The sequence below is a fragment of the Paenibacillus sp. FSL W8-0186 genome (genome assembly GCF_037969765.1).
GTDB classification, from domain to species: domain Bacteria; phylum Bacillota; class Bacilli; order Paenibacillales; family Paenibacillaceae; genus Fontibacillus; species Fontibacillus woosongensis.
Genome location: NZ_CP150207.1, coordinates 4840551 through 4855524, shown reverse-complemented (window position 1 = coordinate 4855524; position 14974 = coordinate 4840551). Strand labels below are relative to the sequence as shown.

Here is a 14974-nt window from a genome sequence, read left to right as displayed (position 1 = left end):
AAAAGAGTAGGATGATCTATATGCTCATCGGCGTAATGCTAGGTACAGTTCTTTTAACTAGTGTGGTGCTGTTGGGTCAAATGCTTCATGCTTCAATAAAAAAACAACAGTTTGATCAATTTGGATATACAGATATTATGGTGGGATATAGGACTGCTGAACAAGGACTTACCCCAGAACAAATAGATCAAATTACGAGCAGTACGATGGTTCAAGGCTTTGCGCAAATATTGGCGGCGCCTAAAATTCCCGGGCTCTCTCCTGACTTCTATGTTGTTGGGGTTGATCATTCCGAAATTGCGAAATCGACCTATAAATTCACGCAAGCTCTGCAGCCCTTTGAAATTGTGTTGACCGAGAGGCTTGCCGAACGTTGGGGTGTCGAATTACACGGTAAAACATCCATACCGTCTCTTCCATCTTCACAGCCCTGGGTCGTAAAGGAAATTATCCCTGATCGTTACGGACCAGACGGCCCGTTGCCGGACTATGCCATTTTTCATTTGCAATCCCTGCAAGAGATTGTAGGAAGCGACGTAAAAGTTAATCTTCTATTAATAGATTTAGTCAAAGATCATGATAAGCAAAGGTTTTCGCGGTTTGTGAAGGACAACTTTGATCCCATACCGGATGTGGATATCGTAGGTGACTCTGAAGAGGGAGATAAATTAAATAGTTTTTTAGTCATCGGATATGCATTAGGGATTATGGTTTTGTTTGCTAGTGGTTTTATGATGCTGAGTAGTTTCTACATTACTGTACAACAGAGAAAAAAAGAGTTAGCTCTTCTACGTATGATCGGTGGAAGTCCGAGTCAATTGAAATTGATGGTCTGTATAGAGGGGTTGACGATTGCCATTATCGGATCATTTCTCGGCTCGCTTATAGGTGTATTATTAACGAAAATAACCATAGATTGGATGGCTCGGTATCTTTCCATCCCTTTATTTTCAGTTTCAATTTCATATGAATACGTTGCGGTCACTGCAATAAGCATCGCTTTATTTGTTTTTTTAACTTCCTTGATTCCTGCCTATAAAGCCTCAAAAGTTTTACCAATGGAATTCCTCAATGAGATACTTGATGAAAATTTGCGTCCACGGAATACTCAGAAATGGATAGCGGTCGGGTTATTGGTGATTAGTCTTCTTTGCGCAGGCATAGGCAGATGGGGGGATCAAGAAAGTTCCTTGCATGTTCTGTTCTATGTTGTAGGAGGATTAATGATCTCCAGCTCTCTTTATATGTTAACTCCCTTTTGGATATCACCTGTTTTGCGCATATTGTCCCCGCTCCTTGAACGAATAGCAGGCATAGAATCCAAAATTGCTGTTCAAAATCTGATTTTCCAACGAGCCCAAAGTACATTGGCTGTTATTATCATTGGTTTATCCATGACATTGACTATTCCGATCGTCACGATTTATACATGGGTTGGAGATAACATGTTAAAGCAAATAGAGTCAAATTACATCTCTGATGTTTTAGTATCGAGCAATAAAAGCATGCGTTCGACTGTTCCGTTAGAAATACAAGAAGATTTGCAACGAATACCAGGTGTGAAAACGGCTATTCCGGTTAGCGTCAATCGGACATTAATTCTGGATAATTATGATTTCTCAAAGAGCAATCAGAAATGGTTGAATTTAAAATCATCCCCTTCTCCACTTATAAAAGATGAACACAATAAACCTGTTTTGAAACGAGAAGTAGCGAACTATAAGCTGGTTCACATCCATTCTCTCGTTAAGGAACTTGATCTGCAATTGCCACAAGAAATCGAACCCCAAAATGCGGTAATGATAACAGCGCGTTACGCCGAAATGTTGGGTGTTAAGAAGGGGGATACTTTGGAATTTTCTATCGTTCCTTTAGATTATAAAGACCCTTACCGCCAGGTGAAAGTTACGTTTGCAGCAGTATTAGATCAGTTGTATGCAAACGAAGACTCGCTGCTACTTTTGGATTGGAACAACTCTGCGCTCACAGGACTGGATCAACCCAATGTGCATAGTGTCATGCTATACGTTGATCCGACCCAGAAAACGCTTGTAGATCAGCATATAAGGATGCTTCAAATGAATAAATATGACGAAATCAACTGGAGCGACAGATCTACTCAGTTGCAGGAGCTGTCAAAGCAAATGTCCGAGCGCATTTTGATATTGGGAGCGACTTTTGTGTTGTTGCTCATGATGGGACTGAGCGGGATGGCTAATCATCTATCGGCTATCCTCCTGACGAAACGTCGTGAAATGGCAATACTTCGTATGGTAAGTGCAACCCACGGTCAAATTAGGAAAATTGTTATCGTTCAATGTGGATTATTTGGCATGATAGGAATTGTTATCGGAGTTATCACGGGATGGCTCATCACTTTATACTTTTCACAGATAGACAATGGTCAGATTTATAATGCTATAAGAGAACAAATATATATTGTAATATGTGTTGTGGTTTTTACTTTTATCTTATCGTTCCTATTAGGAAGCAAAGAAGCCAGAATGGTTTCTGAGTCCAAGAAGTCCAACATTCAAATGGATTAGTATACAGCTTCAACGATCGGTTCTCCCTCGGGAGAGCCTTTTTTTATGGGCGTGCTGATGAGGTGGTACGCAAAAAACGCCAGCGTTACCGTGGGCGCTGTTGCGGTTTCACACCATAATTGGGATATCAAGGTAATCAAAATACGAAAGTATTTGGAGACAGTCTTTTTTCATGGGGCAGTATCTTCCGTTCCTGCCTCGAGTGCAGTCATGTAATACTTGCATTTATGAACAATAAGAAATGGTAAAGTGCAAACTATAGGTGAATATACTCCAGATCGACAATCTGGATTTTTCCATTTGGAGCAAACTTAGAGTTAAAAGAGGAAACGAATAAGAAGATTCTTATCAAATACATAACAATAACAAAATTCGACAGGAATTATTACTTTAATTTTATATAATCATTAAAAGTAACCATAAAAAGTATAAACTTTCATTCGGATAATTATAGAGATAATCAAAAAAATAAATTTGACCTTGAAAGGCAGGGGATTTATAAATGTCAAAAAAAAATCTATATATGAGAACACCAGAAGTCAGCACGTATACTTCTTACGGCTGTTTATTCTCTATAATGGATGATCGGTTGTGGCCATGGATCTATAATAACTTTATTCAAATTACATATGCTCATACTTGGGGGATTTTTGCTTTTGATAATCATGTCCGGCTTCTTAGTAATTGCCCAGGAATATCCTACTATGAAATTCCTCGGACTGTTGTTGACTATAAATGGGATAAAAAAATTAAAAACTTAATTATCGAAGCTTTAGAAATGGACTATTATATATATATTTATGTGGATAGGTACTATCTCAAGCAGAGTAGTTCATATCAAAAGTATCCTTCTCCCCATGAAGTATTAATATGTGGATATGATTTAAATAAAAGCACATTTACCATTGCTGATAATCTAGAAAACGGAAAGTTTATTGTAACTGAATGCACTTTTGATGAAGTGGAAAAGGGTTATTGGGCAATAAAAAGTAATTATGATTTTATGACGAATATCCGTTATTTGAAAAAGAAGAAAGAATACACCTGTGAGATTAACTTGCCCCAAATCATATTTAATATAGAAAATTATCTGATTTCTAAAAAAAATTATGACCTTATTCAGGATCAAGAATTTGACTATGGTTTTGATGCATATCATAGACTATTGGTTGATATATCAAATGCAGAGCAATCGTTGGAGCTGGATTGGCGGGGTTTCCATTTACTCTATGAACATAAGGTTTTAATGGAAATGCGAATAAAATATTTGTTAGATCTAGAGGTTGTCTCGCATAGTTCGAATTTTTTGGAAGCGATTATAGAGCTGAAAAATGATTTTTTGGTATTGCGAAATTTAGTTATTAAATACAATTTAACATTGAATCCGAATATATTGGAGCGAATTAAGAGAAATTTGGAGGACAATTTAAATAGAGAACGCAGTTATTTGTTTAATTTATTAAATGACTTGAAGCAAAACGTACAGAAAGAGTACTCTATTTTGTAAACCAAGGATTTAATTGTCCGATATTCTTTAAATTTTGCAGGTTAAACAGGCCTTCACAGCGAATATATGGCCCAGGAATAAAAAAAGAGAACCCCTAATAAAATGTTAATTAACAATACAGATAGTTTCCTCTTATAATCTATGAAACTGCTTTTGGGGAGATTAGCTCTATGAAAATGAACTGGTATTATCGAACGATTCTTTCATATGCTCCTATTCTCTTCGTCATCATTTCCTCGATGATCTTTATTATTTTCCTTGTATTGAATAATGCCTCTGAGAAGAAGTACAAGGAGACCAACAACGCGATCTTGAATCGTATGGTCTTTAATCTGGATGCCAATTTGATGTTAATTGAACGCAATGTAGTCAGCAAATTGTTAATGGATAACGATATCCAGGAGTATTTTTCCGATCGGCCCAAGCATGCTGTAGATGATTTCATGCTGCAGAAGAAAATTATCGAATTAAGTCTAGCCCTGCCTTTTTCCAATACAATTTATATGTACAATGAGGACGAGCAGCGGATTATTTCGGATCTTGGCTCGTATGCGCTGGACTCTTTTGGCGATCGTGAATTTTTAATGTTTAACTATGACAAGAAAGAGTCGACGGACTGGCATGACCCGCGCTTATTCGCCTATGCAGCTTTTGACGAAGACAAGCAGAAGGTTGTCTCGCTTGTGAAGTTCGCCTATACGGGGGATGAAGTACGTGGTGCCTTTGTCGTAAATGTGTACCAGCGATCTTTTATGGACTATCTTAACTCGCTAAATGAAAGCGATTCCAATTCAGTGCTGCTATTAGAAGACGATGATAATGCCCCACAGGCTTTGGACAGCGGGGCGGACATGATTATGGTTCAATCTGATTATACGGGCTGGAGGTTTGTTTCCCAGGGGGTATATGATAGCGGTTATAACATCTTGTCTCTCTTCTCTAGTGTATGGATGTTTATTCTAATCTTTATCATTTTATTGGCATTGGTCGGCTTTACCATCGTAACGCATATGCACTACAAGCCGATTCATTCCATTATGGAAAAGGTAGGCCAGTTTTCGAACCGAAAAAGTGAGGAGCTGGGCATCAAGGGGGCGAATAATGAGTTCACTTTTATAGAAATGGCATTGGATCATCTGCTTAAGAGGTCTCTGGATTATGAGAATTTGCATAAGGAAGATTGTTTACTGCGGCAGCAGCGTCTTTTTCGCGACTTGTTGGCGGGCCATCTGTATTTAACGGACGAAGAATTCAAGCAGAAGCTTGCGGATTTGAGCCTGCCTGAAGCGTATGACCGGCTAGGGGTTATCGTGGTGGAAATTGATCATTATTCTGGCTTTACGGACAAATACAAGGTCAAGGATCAGCATTTGCTAAAATTTATTATCGAGAGCGCCTTTCGCGACCTAGGGCAAAACCATCATTCATTTGTTTGGGATGTCTGGATGGAGCCGCATCGAATCGCTTTTGTCATCCAGCATATTGCAGCCGATCCACGCAGCAGCAAAACGACGTCAGCCTACGCGGAGGAATTCCAAAAATGGATCAATCAGCATCTGGAGCTTACGATAACGATTGGGGTGGGCGCCGATTCCGATTCCATCGAAACCGTCGCGGATTCTTACCGCAATGCGCACGACAACGTTGAACTGAAAATGATTTTCGGAACGAATACGATCATTGATAATCGTAAGAGCGCCGGCAAATTGAGCCTGGATAATTACGTTTACCTGCAAGCTCTGGATCAGGCGGTTCAATCCTTCCGAATGAACGAGAGCGATTGGCGTGAGAAATTGACGCAGATTTTCACGGAATTAAGAAAGATGCGGTTTATGAAGCAAGACATGACTGGGCTTGTAAATATTTTTGCCAAGCGGATGGATCAGACGGTTAACGCGTTATCAGCGAACATTCAACAAATTTGGAAGCAGGATTTTCAGCATCGGTTCGCCCACCTGAACGAAACGGCAGAAACGCTGGATGAGTTCGAATATCAGTTCATGGGGATCATGGCGATGTTCGAGGCTTGTGTTGATGAGGACCGGCAGGCTAGAAGACATCACAGCATTGCGATGCAAGCCAAAGGCTATATTGACGCGCATTTTGCCGATCCGGATCTGTCCCTGGCCCGGGTAAGCGATATTTTCAAACTCCAGCCAAGCGCTCTTAGCCTGTTATTTAAAGAGGAACTGGGCGAAAAATTCGTTGATTATGTGTTGAAGATCAGAATGCAGCAGGCCAAACGGCTATTAATAGAAACAGAGGATTCGATTCAATCGATCGCAGAACAAATCGGTTACCAGAATGTGAATTCATTTTATCGGGCTTTCAAGAAGCTTCAAGATGTTCCCCCAGGGGAGTTTCGCAATATGTACCGCACGATATAGAACTCAGTTTTAACAATCGAGGAGGAGGAGGGGGCTCCATGCCGTTTTTGCGGTCTTTAACTTCAATCATGGTGGTTACCGCCATCTTGTCATTTATGATGGGCTGTAACGGCCTTGCGGGATCGAATAAATCAGGCCACGCTGAGGGTGCCAGAGGACGCCTCGGGTCCGACGAATCCGCTTCGACTGATCGTTGGACAACGTTAAGAATCGAACTGTTCGAACGTAATAACAAACCTGCTGGAGCAAACTCGATTACGGACAATTATATTACGCAGTATATTCAAAAGCACTTTGGAGATCCGGAACGAATCAAGGTTGAATTCATCACGATACCCAGGGCTGAAGAAGTAGGGAGACTGCAAGTGCTTATGGCCGCGAATCAAGCCCCGGATATCGTGTTTACGTACGATCTTCCTACGGTCTATAACTTTTTCACTCAAGGTAAATTGACCGATCTTTCTCCTTTGCTGGACCAGTACGGCCAAGACCTGAAAGCTGTCCTGGGGGAGGAAATCCTAAGCTATGGACGCTTAAATGGAATGCAATTCGCGATTCCGGCTAAACGGGTGCTTACGGCCCGAAGCACGACCCTGATCCGCGAAGACTGGCTCAGGGAAGCGGGGCTGCCTCTGCCTGCAACGACAGAGCAGTTTTACCAAGCCCTAAAAGCGTTCAAGAAGATCAGGCTGGAGAAATACGGGGAAACCATTTATCCCTATGGACATATCGATTACTATCATATAGCGCCATTGCAGTACTCGTTTTGGGATTGGAACCGCATCACCGAGGAGGATTTATACGCCGATCCAGGATGGATAATGCCGGGGAACAAAGATGCGTTCAAACTTCTGAACCGGCTGTATCATGAAGGTCTGATCGATCCTGATTTCCACCTCGACAGGTATGCCCAGCAATTTCAGAAGGACCTGGTGAACGGCCGCGTTGGCGCCGCTACTCCCAATACGATTGAACCTGTGTATATGGGGTATTTGGCCGAGTTGCAGAAAAACGATCCAAACGCGATACTGACTCCCATTGATCCCTTCACCAATGCGAATGGCAAAAAAACAAAGCCGATTTTGGAAAAGACGGGTATGTACATTATGGTCCCAAAAACGAGCCGTAACGCCGAGGCAGCGATCAAATATTTGAATTGGATGGCGCAGGCGGAAAATTATATTACCCTTCAGAACGGGATTGAGGGGGTAACTTACGAAATGGAGAATGGCTTGCCAGTTACGCTGGAGAATGAAGAGGCGAACACCCTGCTATTTAATTATTTCGATTATTGCATCATTCTGAATGGCAAATATGTCAGCAGCACGGACGAACAGTTGAATTTGAAAGCCAATGCTTCAACTCCAGGGTTTGAAGCCTTTGCGCTCCAGAGCGTGGAATATGGAATGAACGACGGTATTGCAACTCCGCAGATCCCAACCATCCTGCCGTCTGAAATCAAATACTCAGCTATTCTGAACGATAAGAATGATGAGATCTTTGTGAAAGTCCTTACGGCGAAACCCGAGGAATTCGATTCCGTTTATGACCAGGAGGTAGCAGAGTATATGATGATGGGGGGGAGGCAGGTTCAGGAGGAGAAACATCGGGCTTATCAGAATCATAAGTAGGTCATAAATGAAGAAGCTGTCTTGGGGGATATGCATGACGCGTGCATTCTCTCGAGGCGCTTCTTTTTTTGTGCCTGAAATTTCGGCAGCTGATCCTGCATGACAAAAAAATAGATAGGCATATAAAAAAGGTGAATGGGCCGCAAAAAAAGGTGTGTGCCCCAAAATAATTGAGAATTTCGCAGGGGAAATTCCCTGTTGTATAGTTAGCTCCAAGCAAACAACAGACTTCAGCGGAAAGGATGACGCCTATGCAAACAGAGGTGCGCCGGTCGGGTACAGAACTTCCCGTCAAACGACGGAATGCCATAACCGGGTTTAAACGGCAATGGCCGTTGTATCTCCTGATGGTATTGCCCATGACATTCTTTATTACATTCAAGTACATCCCCATGCTGGGGGTCGTGGTCGCTTTTAAGGACTACAACATTTTTAAAGGCATATGGGCGAGCGAGTGGGTCGGACTAGACGTGTTTCGGGAAATCTTCGCGATGCCGCAGTTTTATAAAGCGCTTCGCAATACTTTAATGTTAAATGTCATTTCTTTGCTGACATTCCCGATTCCGATCATCTTGGCGCTTATGCTCAATGAGCTGCGCATCAACTGGTATAAGCGCTTGAGCCAAACTCTCTTGTATTTGCCTCACTTTATCTCCTGGGTCATTGTCGGCGGAATGGCTATTCAATTGCTGGCTACCCACACGGGCAGCGTGAATGAATTTATAAAAAGTCTTGGTGGACAGCCCATTCCGTTTCTCGAAAATACGATCATGTGGATTCTTACTTATACGGGAGCCGGAGTGTGGCATTATGCAGGCTGGGGAACGATTCTATATTTGGCAGCGCTTACAGGGATTAATAAGGAACTGTACGAAGCCGCAGAAGTGGACGGAGCCAGCCGAATGAGAAAGATTTGGCATATTGCGCTTCCCGGGATTAAACCGACCATCGTCGTGTTGTTCATTATCCAAATCGGGCGCATGGCGGACATCAGCTTTGAACAGCCTTATGCTTTGCAGAACGGGTATGTGATGGATGTAGCCCAGGTCATCAGTACTTATGTATACACAGTCGGCATCCAGTCCGCGCAATTTGCGCTTGCGGCTGCCGTTGGATTATTCCAGTCGGTCGTCGGGCTGGTCCTGCTGCTTACGGCTGAACTGATTTCCAGAAAAGTCAACAATCAAGGAATCTTCTAAGGGAGGGACGTGCGTGATCAGGAATTCGTTTGATAAAGTCATTGATATCGTCATCATCGTGCTTATCGGCATTTTTTCATTATTTTGCGTCGTGCCGATGATCCATATTTTTGCCTTATCCTTCAGCGGCAACAGGGCCATTATGTCGGGTGAAGTGTTCCTATGGCCCGTGGAATGGAACTTTCATTCCTATTCCGCGGTCTTCGGAGATGCATCCATGATGCGTTCTCTTGTTATTACGGTCATCCTGGTCGCCACATATACGGCAGTCGCTTTGGCGATGACCATCATGGCGGCCTACGCTTTAAGCCGCAGAAATTTTAAAGGCAGAAATATTATGTTTGGCCTAATTATCGTCACGATGTTCTTCAACCCAGGGATTATCCCCAATTACTTGCTTATAAAGGAACTGAGACTGTTGGATTCACCTATGTCGCTCATTCTCCCGCTGATGATCAACGCCTTTTTGTTGATTATTATGAGGACTTCTTTTACCGGAATGCCCAATGAGCTGGAGGACTCAGCCTGGATTGACGGCTGCGGTCATTTTCGATTCCTGCTTCGGATCGTCCTTCCGCTGCAGCTGCCGATTTTGGCAACCATTGGATTATATTCCGCCGTGGATCGATGGAATATGTTCCAGGATGCTTTGTTCTATATCAGTGACAAAGACTTTTACCCGCTCCAGTTAAAGCTTTATCAGATGGTGATCAATAGCCAAGTGAATGATGCTACGGCGCAGGAAGGCTTCAACGCAGCGACCCCGATTCCGCAAGGCATCCAGTCGGCCAGTATTATGTTTGCCACCTTGCCGATTTTGCTGGTCTATCCTTGGCTGCAGAAGTATTTCATTTCCGGGATGCTTACAGGGGCTGTCAAGGGATAGACCTGCTAAGGCCTGAATGAGTTGAATAGCTGCTCTTCGGCAGAAGTCTAGCGACGGGCTGCGCTGAAGGTCACTATATATAAACAATGAAAAGGGAGGCAATAGCATGCGAAAACCATATCGCTCACCCCTGTTTGCTCTGCTGGCTTTGGTCATGAGTGTGACATTGGTGTTGGCAGGTTGCGGCAGCGGGGGAAATGGATCAAGCAAAGAAGGGAACGGAGGTAGTGCCGCCGATCCGTCCAAGGAAGCTAAAGGAGAACGGATTAAGCTCACCGTAGAACTGTTCGACAGAAACAATACGCCGGCTGGCGAGCCGCCAATTACGAAAAACTTTATGGCGCAGTACATCCAGAAAAATTTCGGCGACCCCAACAACATTGACGTAGAGTTTGTTACGGTTCCGCGGGCGGAAGAAGTGGATAAGCTGAACGTGCTCATGGCATCGGGTTCCGCACCGGATATTGTATTCACGTATAACAAACCGACTGTACAAAACTATGTGAAAAGCGGCGGTCTGACCGATTTAGGCCCGCTCATTGATGAGCACGGACCCAACCTGAAGAAAGTATTGGGGCCTTCTCTGCCTTACGGCATCTTTGAAGGAAAACAATATGTCATCCCCGCGCTTCGCGTGATTCAGGCTCAAACGACGACTTTTATCCGCAAGGACTGGCTGGATCAATTAAATCTGCCGATTCCGCAAACGACGGAGGAATTTGTAAATACGATGCGAGCCTTTAAAGAAAAGGATCCGGGCAACACGGGAGGAAAAGTCATTCCTTACGGTTATATCGATGTGTTCCATATGATGCCTTTGGTAAATTCCTTCTGGAAGTGGGACGAAATTACCGACAAAGATTTGTATGCGGTTCCAAGATGGCTGCAGCCGGGCAGCAAGGACGGCTACCAGCTATTAAACCAGATGTACAATGAGGGACTAATCGATCCGGACTTCGCGCTCAGCGATGACTTCAGCCAAGCTTTCGCCCAGCAAGTCGTCAACAGCATTGCAGGCGCAGGCACGCCAAATACGAACGAACCGGTTTATAACGGCTACTATGCCAACTTGAAAGCGAATAATCCAGACGCTGTGCTTGAGGCCATCGATCCTTTCTCTACACCGGATGGGAAACATCCAAAGCCCGTCTATGAACCAAACGGAGCCTATATTATGGTTCCGGCTACGAGCAAAAATGCGGTTGCGGCGATCAAGTACCTGAATTGGATGGCGGATCCTAACAATATACTGGTACTCCAAAACGGGGAGGAAGGCAAATCGTACGAGATGACTGCTGACGGATTACCTGTACTGCTGGATACGCCGGAAGCCCAAAACCTGCTGTACAACTACTATGATTACTGCATTATTCTCAACGGTAAATACATTTCAACGGAAGAGCCAGACAAAAACATCGCGGCCAATGCCTTTGACGCCAACTTTAAAGATTTCACGGTCAAAAGTATTCAAGCGGGCAATAACGATGGATATACCTTGCCTCGGGTAGATATTCCGGTAGATGCTGAGATCAAATATGCCAAAATCCTGGAGGATTTCGAAAAGGAAATGCTGGCCAAGATTGTGACGGCTAAACCGGATCAATTCGATAAGGTCTACGAACAGAAAGTTGGAGAATACATGGCTATGGGCGGAAAAGCTGTCATGGAAGGCAAAATGGCGGCATACGATGAGTTCTACAACCAGTAACTTATGAATTGGTCGGGCCTTTCGAGTGGGAGGCCCGATTTACACCTGAGCCTAAAGGAGTGGAATCTATTGTTAAATGTAGCCGTCATCGGGGCCGGCGCCATTTCCCCGGCGCATATCCAAGCGTATTTACAATTTCCGGAGCAATGCAAAATCGTGGCCATCTGTGACATTTACCCGGATAAGGCCAAGCAAAGAATAGAAGAGTTTAAACTGGAAGCGGCCGTGTACGCTGACTACAAGGAGCTCCTCCAGCGCAGCGACATCGATCTGGTGTCCGTGTGCACGCCTCCGTATACTCACGCGGATACGGCAATCGCCTTCTTGAATGCTGGCAAGCATGTCATCGTGGAGAAGCCAATGGCTTCCTCGCTGGAAGAATGCGATGCCATCAATGAGGCAGCGGAGCGAAGCGGTAAAATTTTATCTGTCGTGGCGCAAAACCGCTTTACTACGCCTATGATGAAGTTGAAGCATGTGCTGGACACGAAATTAATCGGTCCGGTTGTACACGCACAGATCGATTCTTACTGGTGGAGGGGCCATTGTTATTACGATTTGTGGTGGCGGGGCACCTGGGAAAAGGAAGGAGGCGGCTGCACGTTAAATCATGCCGTGCATCATATCGATATTTTCCAATGGATGAACGGCATGCCTGCCGAAGTTACCGCGGTCATGAGCAATACATCGCACGGCAATGCCGAAGTGGAGGATATCTCGATTGCGATAGCCCGTTATGATAACGGTGCGTTGGCTCAAATCACCAGCTCCGTGGTGCATCATGGCCAGGAGCAGCAGCTGATCTTCCAAGGAAAGCACGCGCGTGTATCTGCCCCCTGGAAAGTGGCGGCATCCCTCTCTAAATCGAACGGTTTTCCGGAGGAGGACAAGGCTTTGGAGGCTCAAATTCAGCAGGTCTACGATGAACAAGCCGATCTTCCCTATGAAGGCCATCGCGGACAGATCCTGGATGTCCTGAATGCTATCGAACAGAACACGCCTGTGCTGGCAGACGGTATTCAAGGCAGACGGACGCTGGAGCTCATCACGGCGATTTATCAATCCGCATGCACCGGACAGACGGTCAAGCTGCCGCTGGGACCGGATAGTCCTTTCTATTCGCGTCAGGGTATTCTGGAGAACGCAACCTATTTCTATGACAAGAAAACCAGTATCGAGAACTTTAGCGACAATACGATTACGTCGGGCGGCAATGCTTGAGAACCCGAAAGGAGCAGACACAATGACGAATAAGCAGGACGGCATGAATTATGCGCCAAAAGGAAAACCCAATCCCGTAGTTGGCAAGGGAGAGTTTCGGTTTGCAGCTATCGGCTTGGATCATGGACATATTTATGGGATGTGCAACGGCCTCATGGAGGCAGGGGCCGAACTCGTGGCGGTTTATGACCCGGACCCGGAGAAGGTGAAGCGGTTCGTAAATACTTTTCCCCAGGCGATAGCGGCACAGACCGAGGAGGAGATTCTAAACGATCCGCAAATCAAACTGATTGCCGGCGCCTGCATTCCATCTGAACGTGGTGCACTGGGGCTTAGAGCGCTGGAGCATGGCAAACATTATTTTGTCGATAAACCGGCCTTTACCACATTGGAGCAAGTAGATCAGGCACGTCTGAAAACGAAAGAGACCGGACTTAAATGGGGCATTTATTACGGCGAACGCCTGCATGTGGAAAGCGCTGTGTTTGCCGGCCAGCTGATTGAGGAGGGCGCCATTGGCCGTGTCGTTCAAGTGATCGGCACGGGACCGCATCGCGCCAATGTCAAGGCCCGGCCGGACTGGTTTTTTGATCCCGCCTATTACGGCGGCATTTTATGCGATATCGGTTCCCATCAAATCGAGCAATTTTTATCCTATACCGGCGCCAAGGACGCTAAAGTGCTGCACAGTAAAGTAGCCAATTACAATTTTAAGAATTATCCGAAGTTCGAGGATTTCGGCGATGCTACGCTGGTCGCAGATAATGGGGCCACGTTCTATTTTCGCGTGGATTGGCTGACTCCCGATGGACTTGGCACGTGGGGCGATGGAAGAACCTTTATATTAGGCACCGACGGGTATATTGAAATCCGAAAATACATCGATATCGCCCGGGAAGCGTCCGGCAACCATTTGTATTTAGTCAACCATGAAGGCGAGCGTCACTTCGACTGTTCCGGCAAGGTGGGATACCCTTATTTCGGTGAGTTTATTTTGGATATTCTGAACGGGACGGAAAACGCGATGACCCAGGAGCATGCCTTTAAAGCCGCGGCTTTATGTATTGAAGCGCAAACGTCGGCTATAAAAATTGAAACGGCTTAAATTGTTCTTACAATTGGCAGTTGGGACTGCAACCTTCAATCACGGGCATTTCGCCTGTGATTTTTTTTGGAAAAAAACGGGGACCGAGGCCACTTTTATTATCAAGGCTCAATTTTACATCAATAGATATTTTCCTATATGATTAGTGCAATCTCATATAAAGGGTGATACCATGTACGACCAACTTACCGCCTATTGTTTATCCAAAAAAGGTGCTGTCCAAGATTATCCGTTCGGTCCGGAGCCGCTAGTCATGAAGGTAGGAGGCAAGATGTTTGCGCTGCTTACCGAGGTTGGCGATGACAAAGAGGTGCACATTTCGCTGAAATGCGACCCTGTGATTGCGGCAAATCTAAGGGAGCAGCACGAGTGTGTCCGCCCCGGATACCACCTGAACAAAACACATTGGAACACGGTCATTGCGGACGGCAGTCTTCCTATGGAGGACTTGGAACAGATGATCGACCATTCCTATGAACTGGTGCTCGGCACGCTCACGAAGGCAGCCCGTGAGGCGGTGCTCCTGAGAATTGACGGGAAGTAGAGCAAATTTGTACATTTCAAGCAAATACCCTTGATTTTACTTGGTTTTTTCTATCCTCTTGCCAGTTTTCAATTCTTCCTGCTCCAGCTCTCTTAAAAAGTTTGAAAAATTGATGCTAAAGTTAATTTCTTGTTATGGAAATCTATGGCAAATGGCAATAAGATTAGGTTGCATCATGACTTTATGAGCATTTTCCAGGGAAAGGAGGATTTTGGGACCAAAAGAGGCAGGCAGGGAAAA

Annotated in this window: 10 protein-coding genes; all 10 read left to right on the top strand. The window is 44.7% G+C overall.

Going from position 1 to position 14974, the window contains the following annotated elements:
• The first annotated feature begins 20 nt into the window (after positions 1-20).
• The 10 genes from MKX50_RS21760 to MKX50_RS21715 all read left to right on the top strand — a co-directional run bounded on the left by MKX50_RS21760 (position 21) and on the right by MKX50_RS21715 (position 14734).
• Positions 21-2546 (top strand): FtsX-like permease family protein, encoded by a 2526-nt coding sequence (locus MKX50_RS21760; protein ID WP_339157780.1) that lies wholly within the window; start codon positions 21-23, stop codon positions 2544-2546.
• A 523-nt stretch (positions 2547-3069) separates the two neighbouring features.
• Positions 3070-4053: a hypothetical protein gene (locus tag MKX50_RS21755; RefSeq protein WP_339157779.1), complete on the top strand. Its 984-nt coding sequence runs from the start codon at positions 3070-3072 to the stop codon at positions 4051-4053.
• 170 nt (positions 4054-4223) lie between these two features.
• Positions 4224-6440 (top strand): helix-turn-helix domain-containing protein, encoded by a 2217-nt coding sequence (locus tag MKX50_RS21750; RefSeq protein ID WP_339157778.1) that lies wholly within the window; start codon positions 4224-4226, stop codon positions 6438-6440.
• A gap of 38 nt (positions 6441-6478) precedes the next feature.
• Positions 6479-8071 carry an extracellular solute-binding protein gene (locus MKX50_RS21745; protein WP_339157777.1) on the top strand — a complete coding sequence of 531 codons (1593 nt, stop codon included), beginning with the start codon at positions 6479-6481 and terminating at the stop codon, positions 8069-8071.
• 251 nt (positions 8072-8322) lie between these two features.
• On the top strand, positions 8323-9270 hold the full coding sequence (locus MKX50_RS21740) for an ABC transporter permease subunit (protein WP_339160234.1): 948 nt from the start codon (positions 8323-8325) through the stop codon (positions 9268-9270).
• A gap of 13 nt (positions 9271-9283) precedes the next feature.
• Positions 9284-10156, top strand: coding sequence for a carbohydrate ABC transporter permease (locus MKX50_RS21735; RefSeq protein ID WP_339157776.1), 873 nt, complete (start codon positions 9284-9286; stop codon positions 10154-10156).
• A 106-nt stretch (positions 10157-10262) separates the two neighbouring features.
• Positions 10263-11864 carry an extracellular solute-binding protein gene (locus MKX50_RS21730; protein WP_283925893.1) on the top strand — a complete coding sequence of 534 codons (1602 nt, stop codon included), beginning with the start codon at positions 10263-10265 and terminating at the stop codon, positions 11862-11864.
• Positions 11865-11933: 69 nt separating this feature from the next.
• Positions 11934-13085 (top strand): Gfo/Idh/MocA family oxidoreductase, encoded by a 1152-nt coding sequence (locus MKX50_RS21725; protein WP_339157775.1) that lies wholly within the window; start codon positions 11934-11936, stop codon positions 13083-13085.
• 22 nt (positions 13086-13107) lie between these two features.
• Positions 13108-14190: a Gfo/Idh/MocA family oxidoreductase gene (locus tag MKX50_RS21720; protein ID WP_213594003.1), complete on the top strand. Its 1083-nt coding sequence runs from the start codon at positions 13108-13110 to the stop codon at positions 14188-14190.
• 172 nt (positions 14191-14362) lie between these two features.
• Positions 14363-14734: an MmcQ/YjbR family DNA-binding protein gene (locus tag MKX50_RS21715; RefSeq protein ID WP_339157774.1), complete on the top strand. Its 372-nt coding sequence runs from the start codon at positions 14363-14365 to the stop codon at positions 14732-14734.
• The last annotated feature ends 240 nt before the right edge of the window (positions 14735-14974 follow it).

Bases quoted from the DNA above. Each gene is read 5' to 3' on its own strand.
- MKX50_RS21760 (WP_339157780.1), top strand. From the start codon at position 21: ATGCTCATCGGCGTAATGCTAGGTACAGTTCTTTTAACTAGTGTGGTG.
- MKX50_RS21750 (WP_339157778.1), top strand. From the start codon at position 4,224: ATGAAAATGAACTGGTATTATCGAACGATTCTTTCATATGCTCCTATT.
- MKX50_RS21755 (WP_339157779.1), top strand. From the start codon at position 3,070: ATGAGAACACCAGAAGTCAGCACGTATACTTCTTACGGCTGTTTATTC.
- MKX50_RS21745 (WP_339157777.1), top strand. From the start codon at position 6,479: ATGCCGTTTTTGCGGTCTTTAACTTCAATCATGGTGGTTACCGCCATC.
- MKX50_RS21730 (WP_283925893.1), top strand. From the start codon at position 10,263: ATGCGAAAACCATATCGCTCACCCCTGTTTGCTCTGCTGGCTTTGGTC.
- MKX50_RS21715 (WP_339157774.1), top strand. From the start codon at position 14,363: ATGTACGACCAACTTACCGCCTATTGTTTATCCAAAAAAGGTGCTGTC.
- MKX50_RS21740 (WP_339160234.1), top strand. From the start codon at position 8,323: ATGCAAACAGAGGTGCGCCGGTCGGGTACAGAACTTCCCGTCAAACGA.
- MKX50_RS21720 (WP_213594003.1), top strand. From the start codon at position 13,108: ATGACGAATAAGCAGGACGGCATGAATTATGCGCCAAAAGGAAAACCC.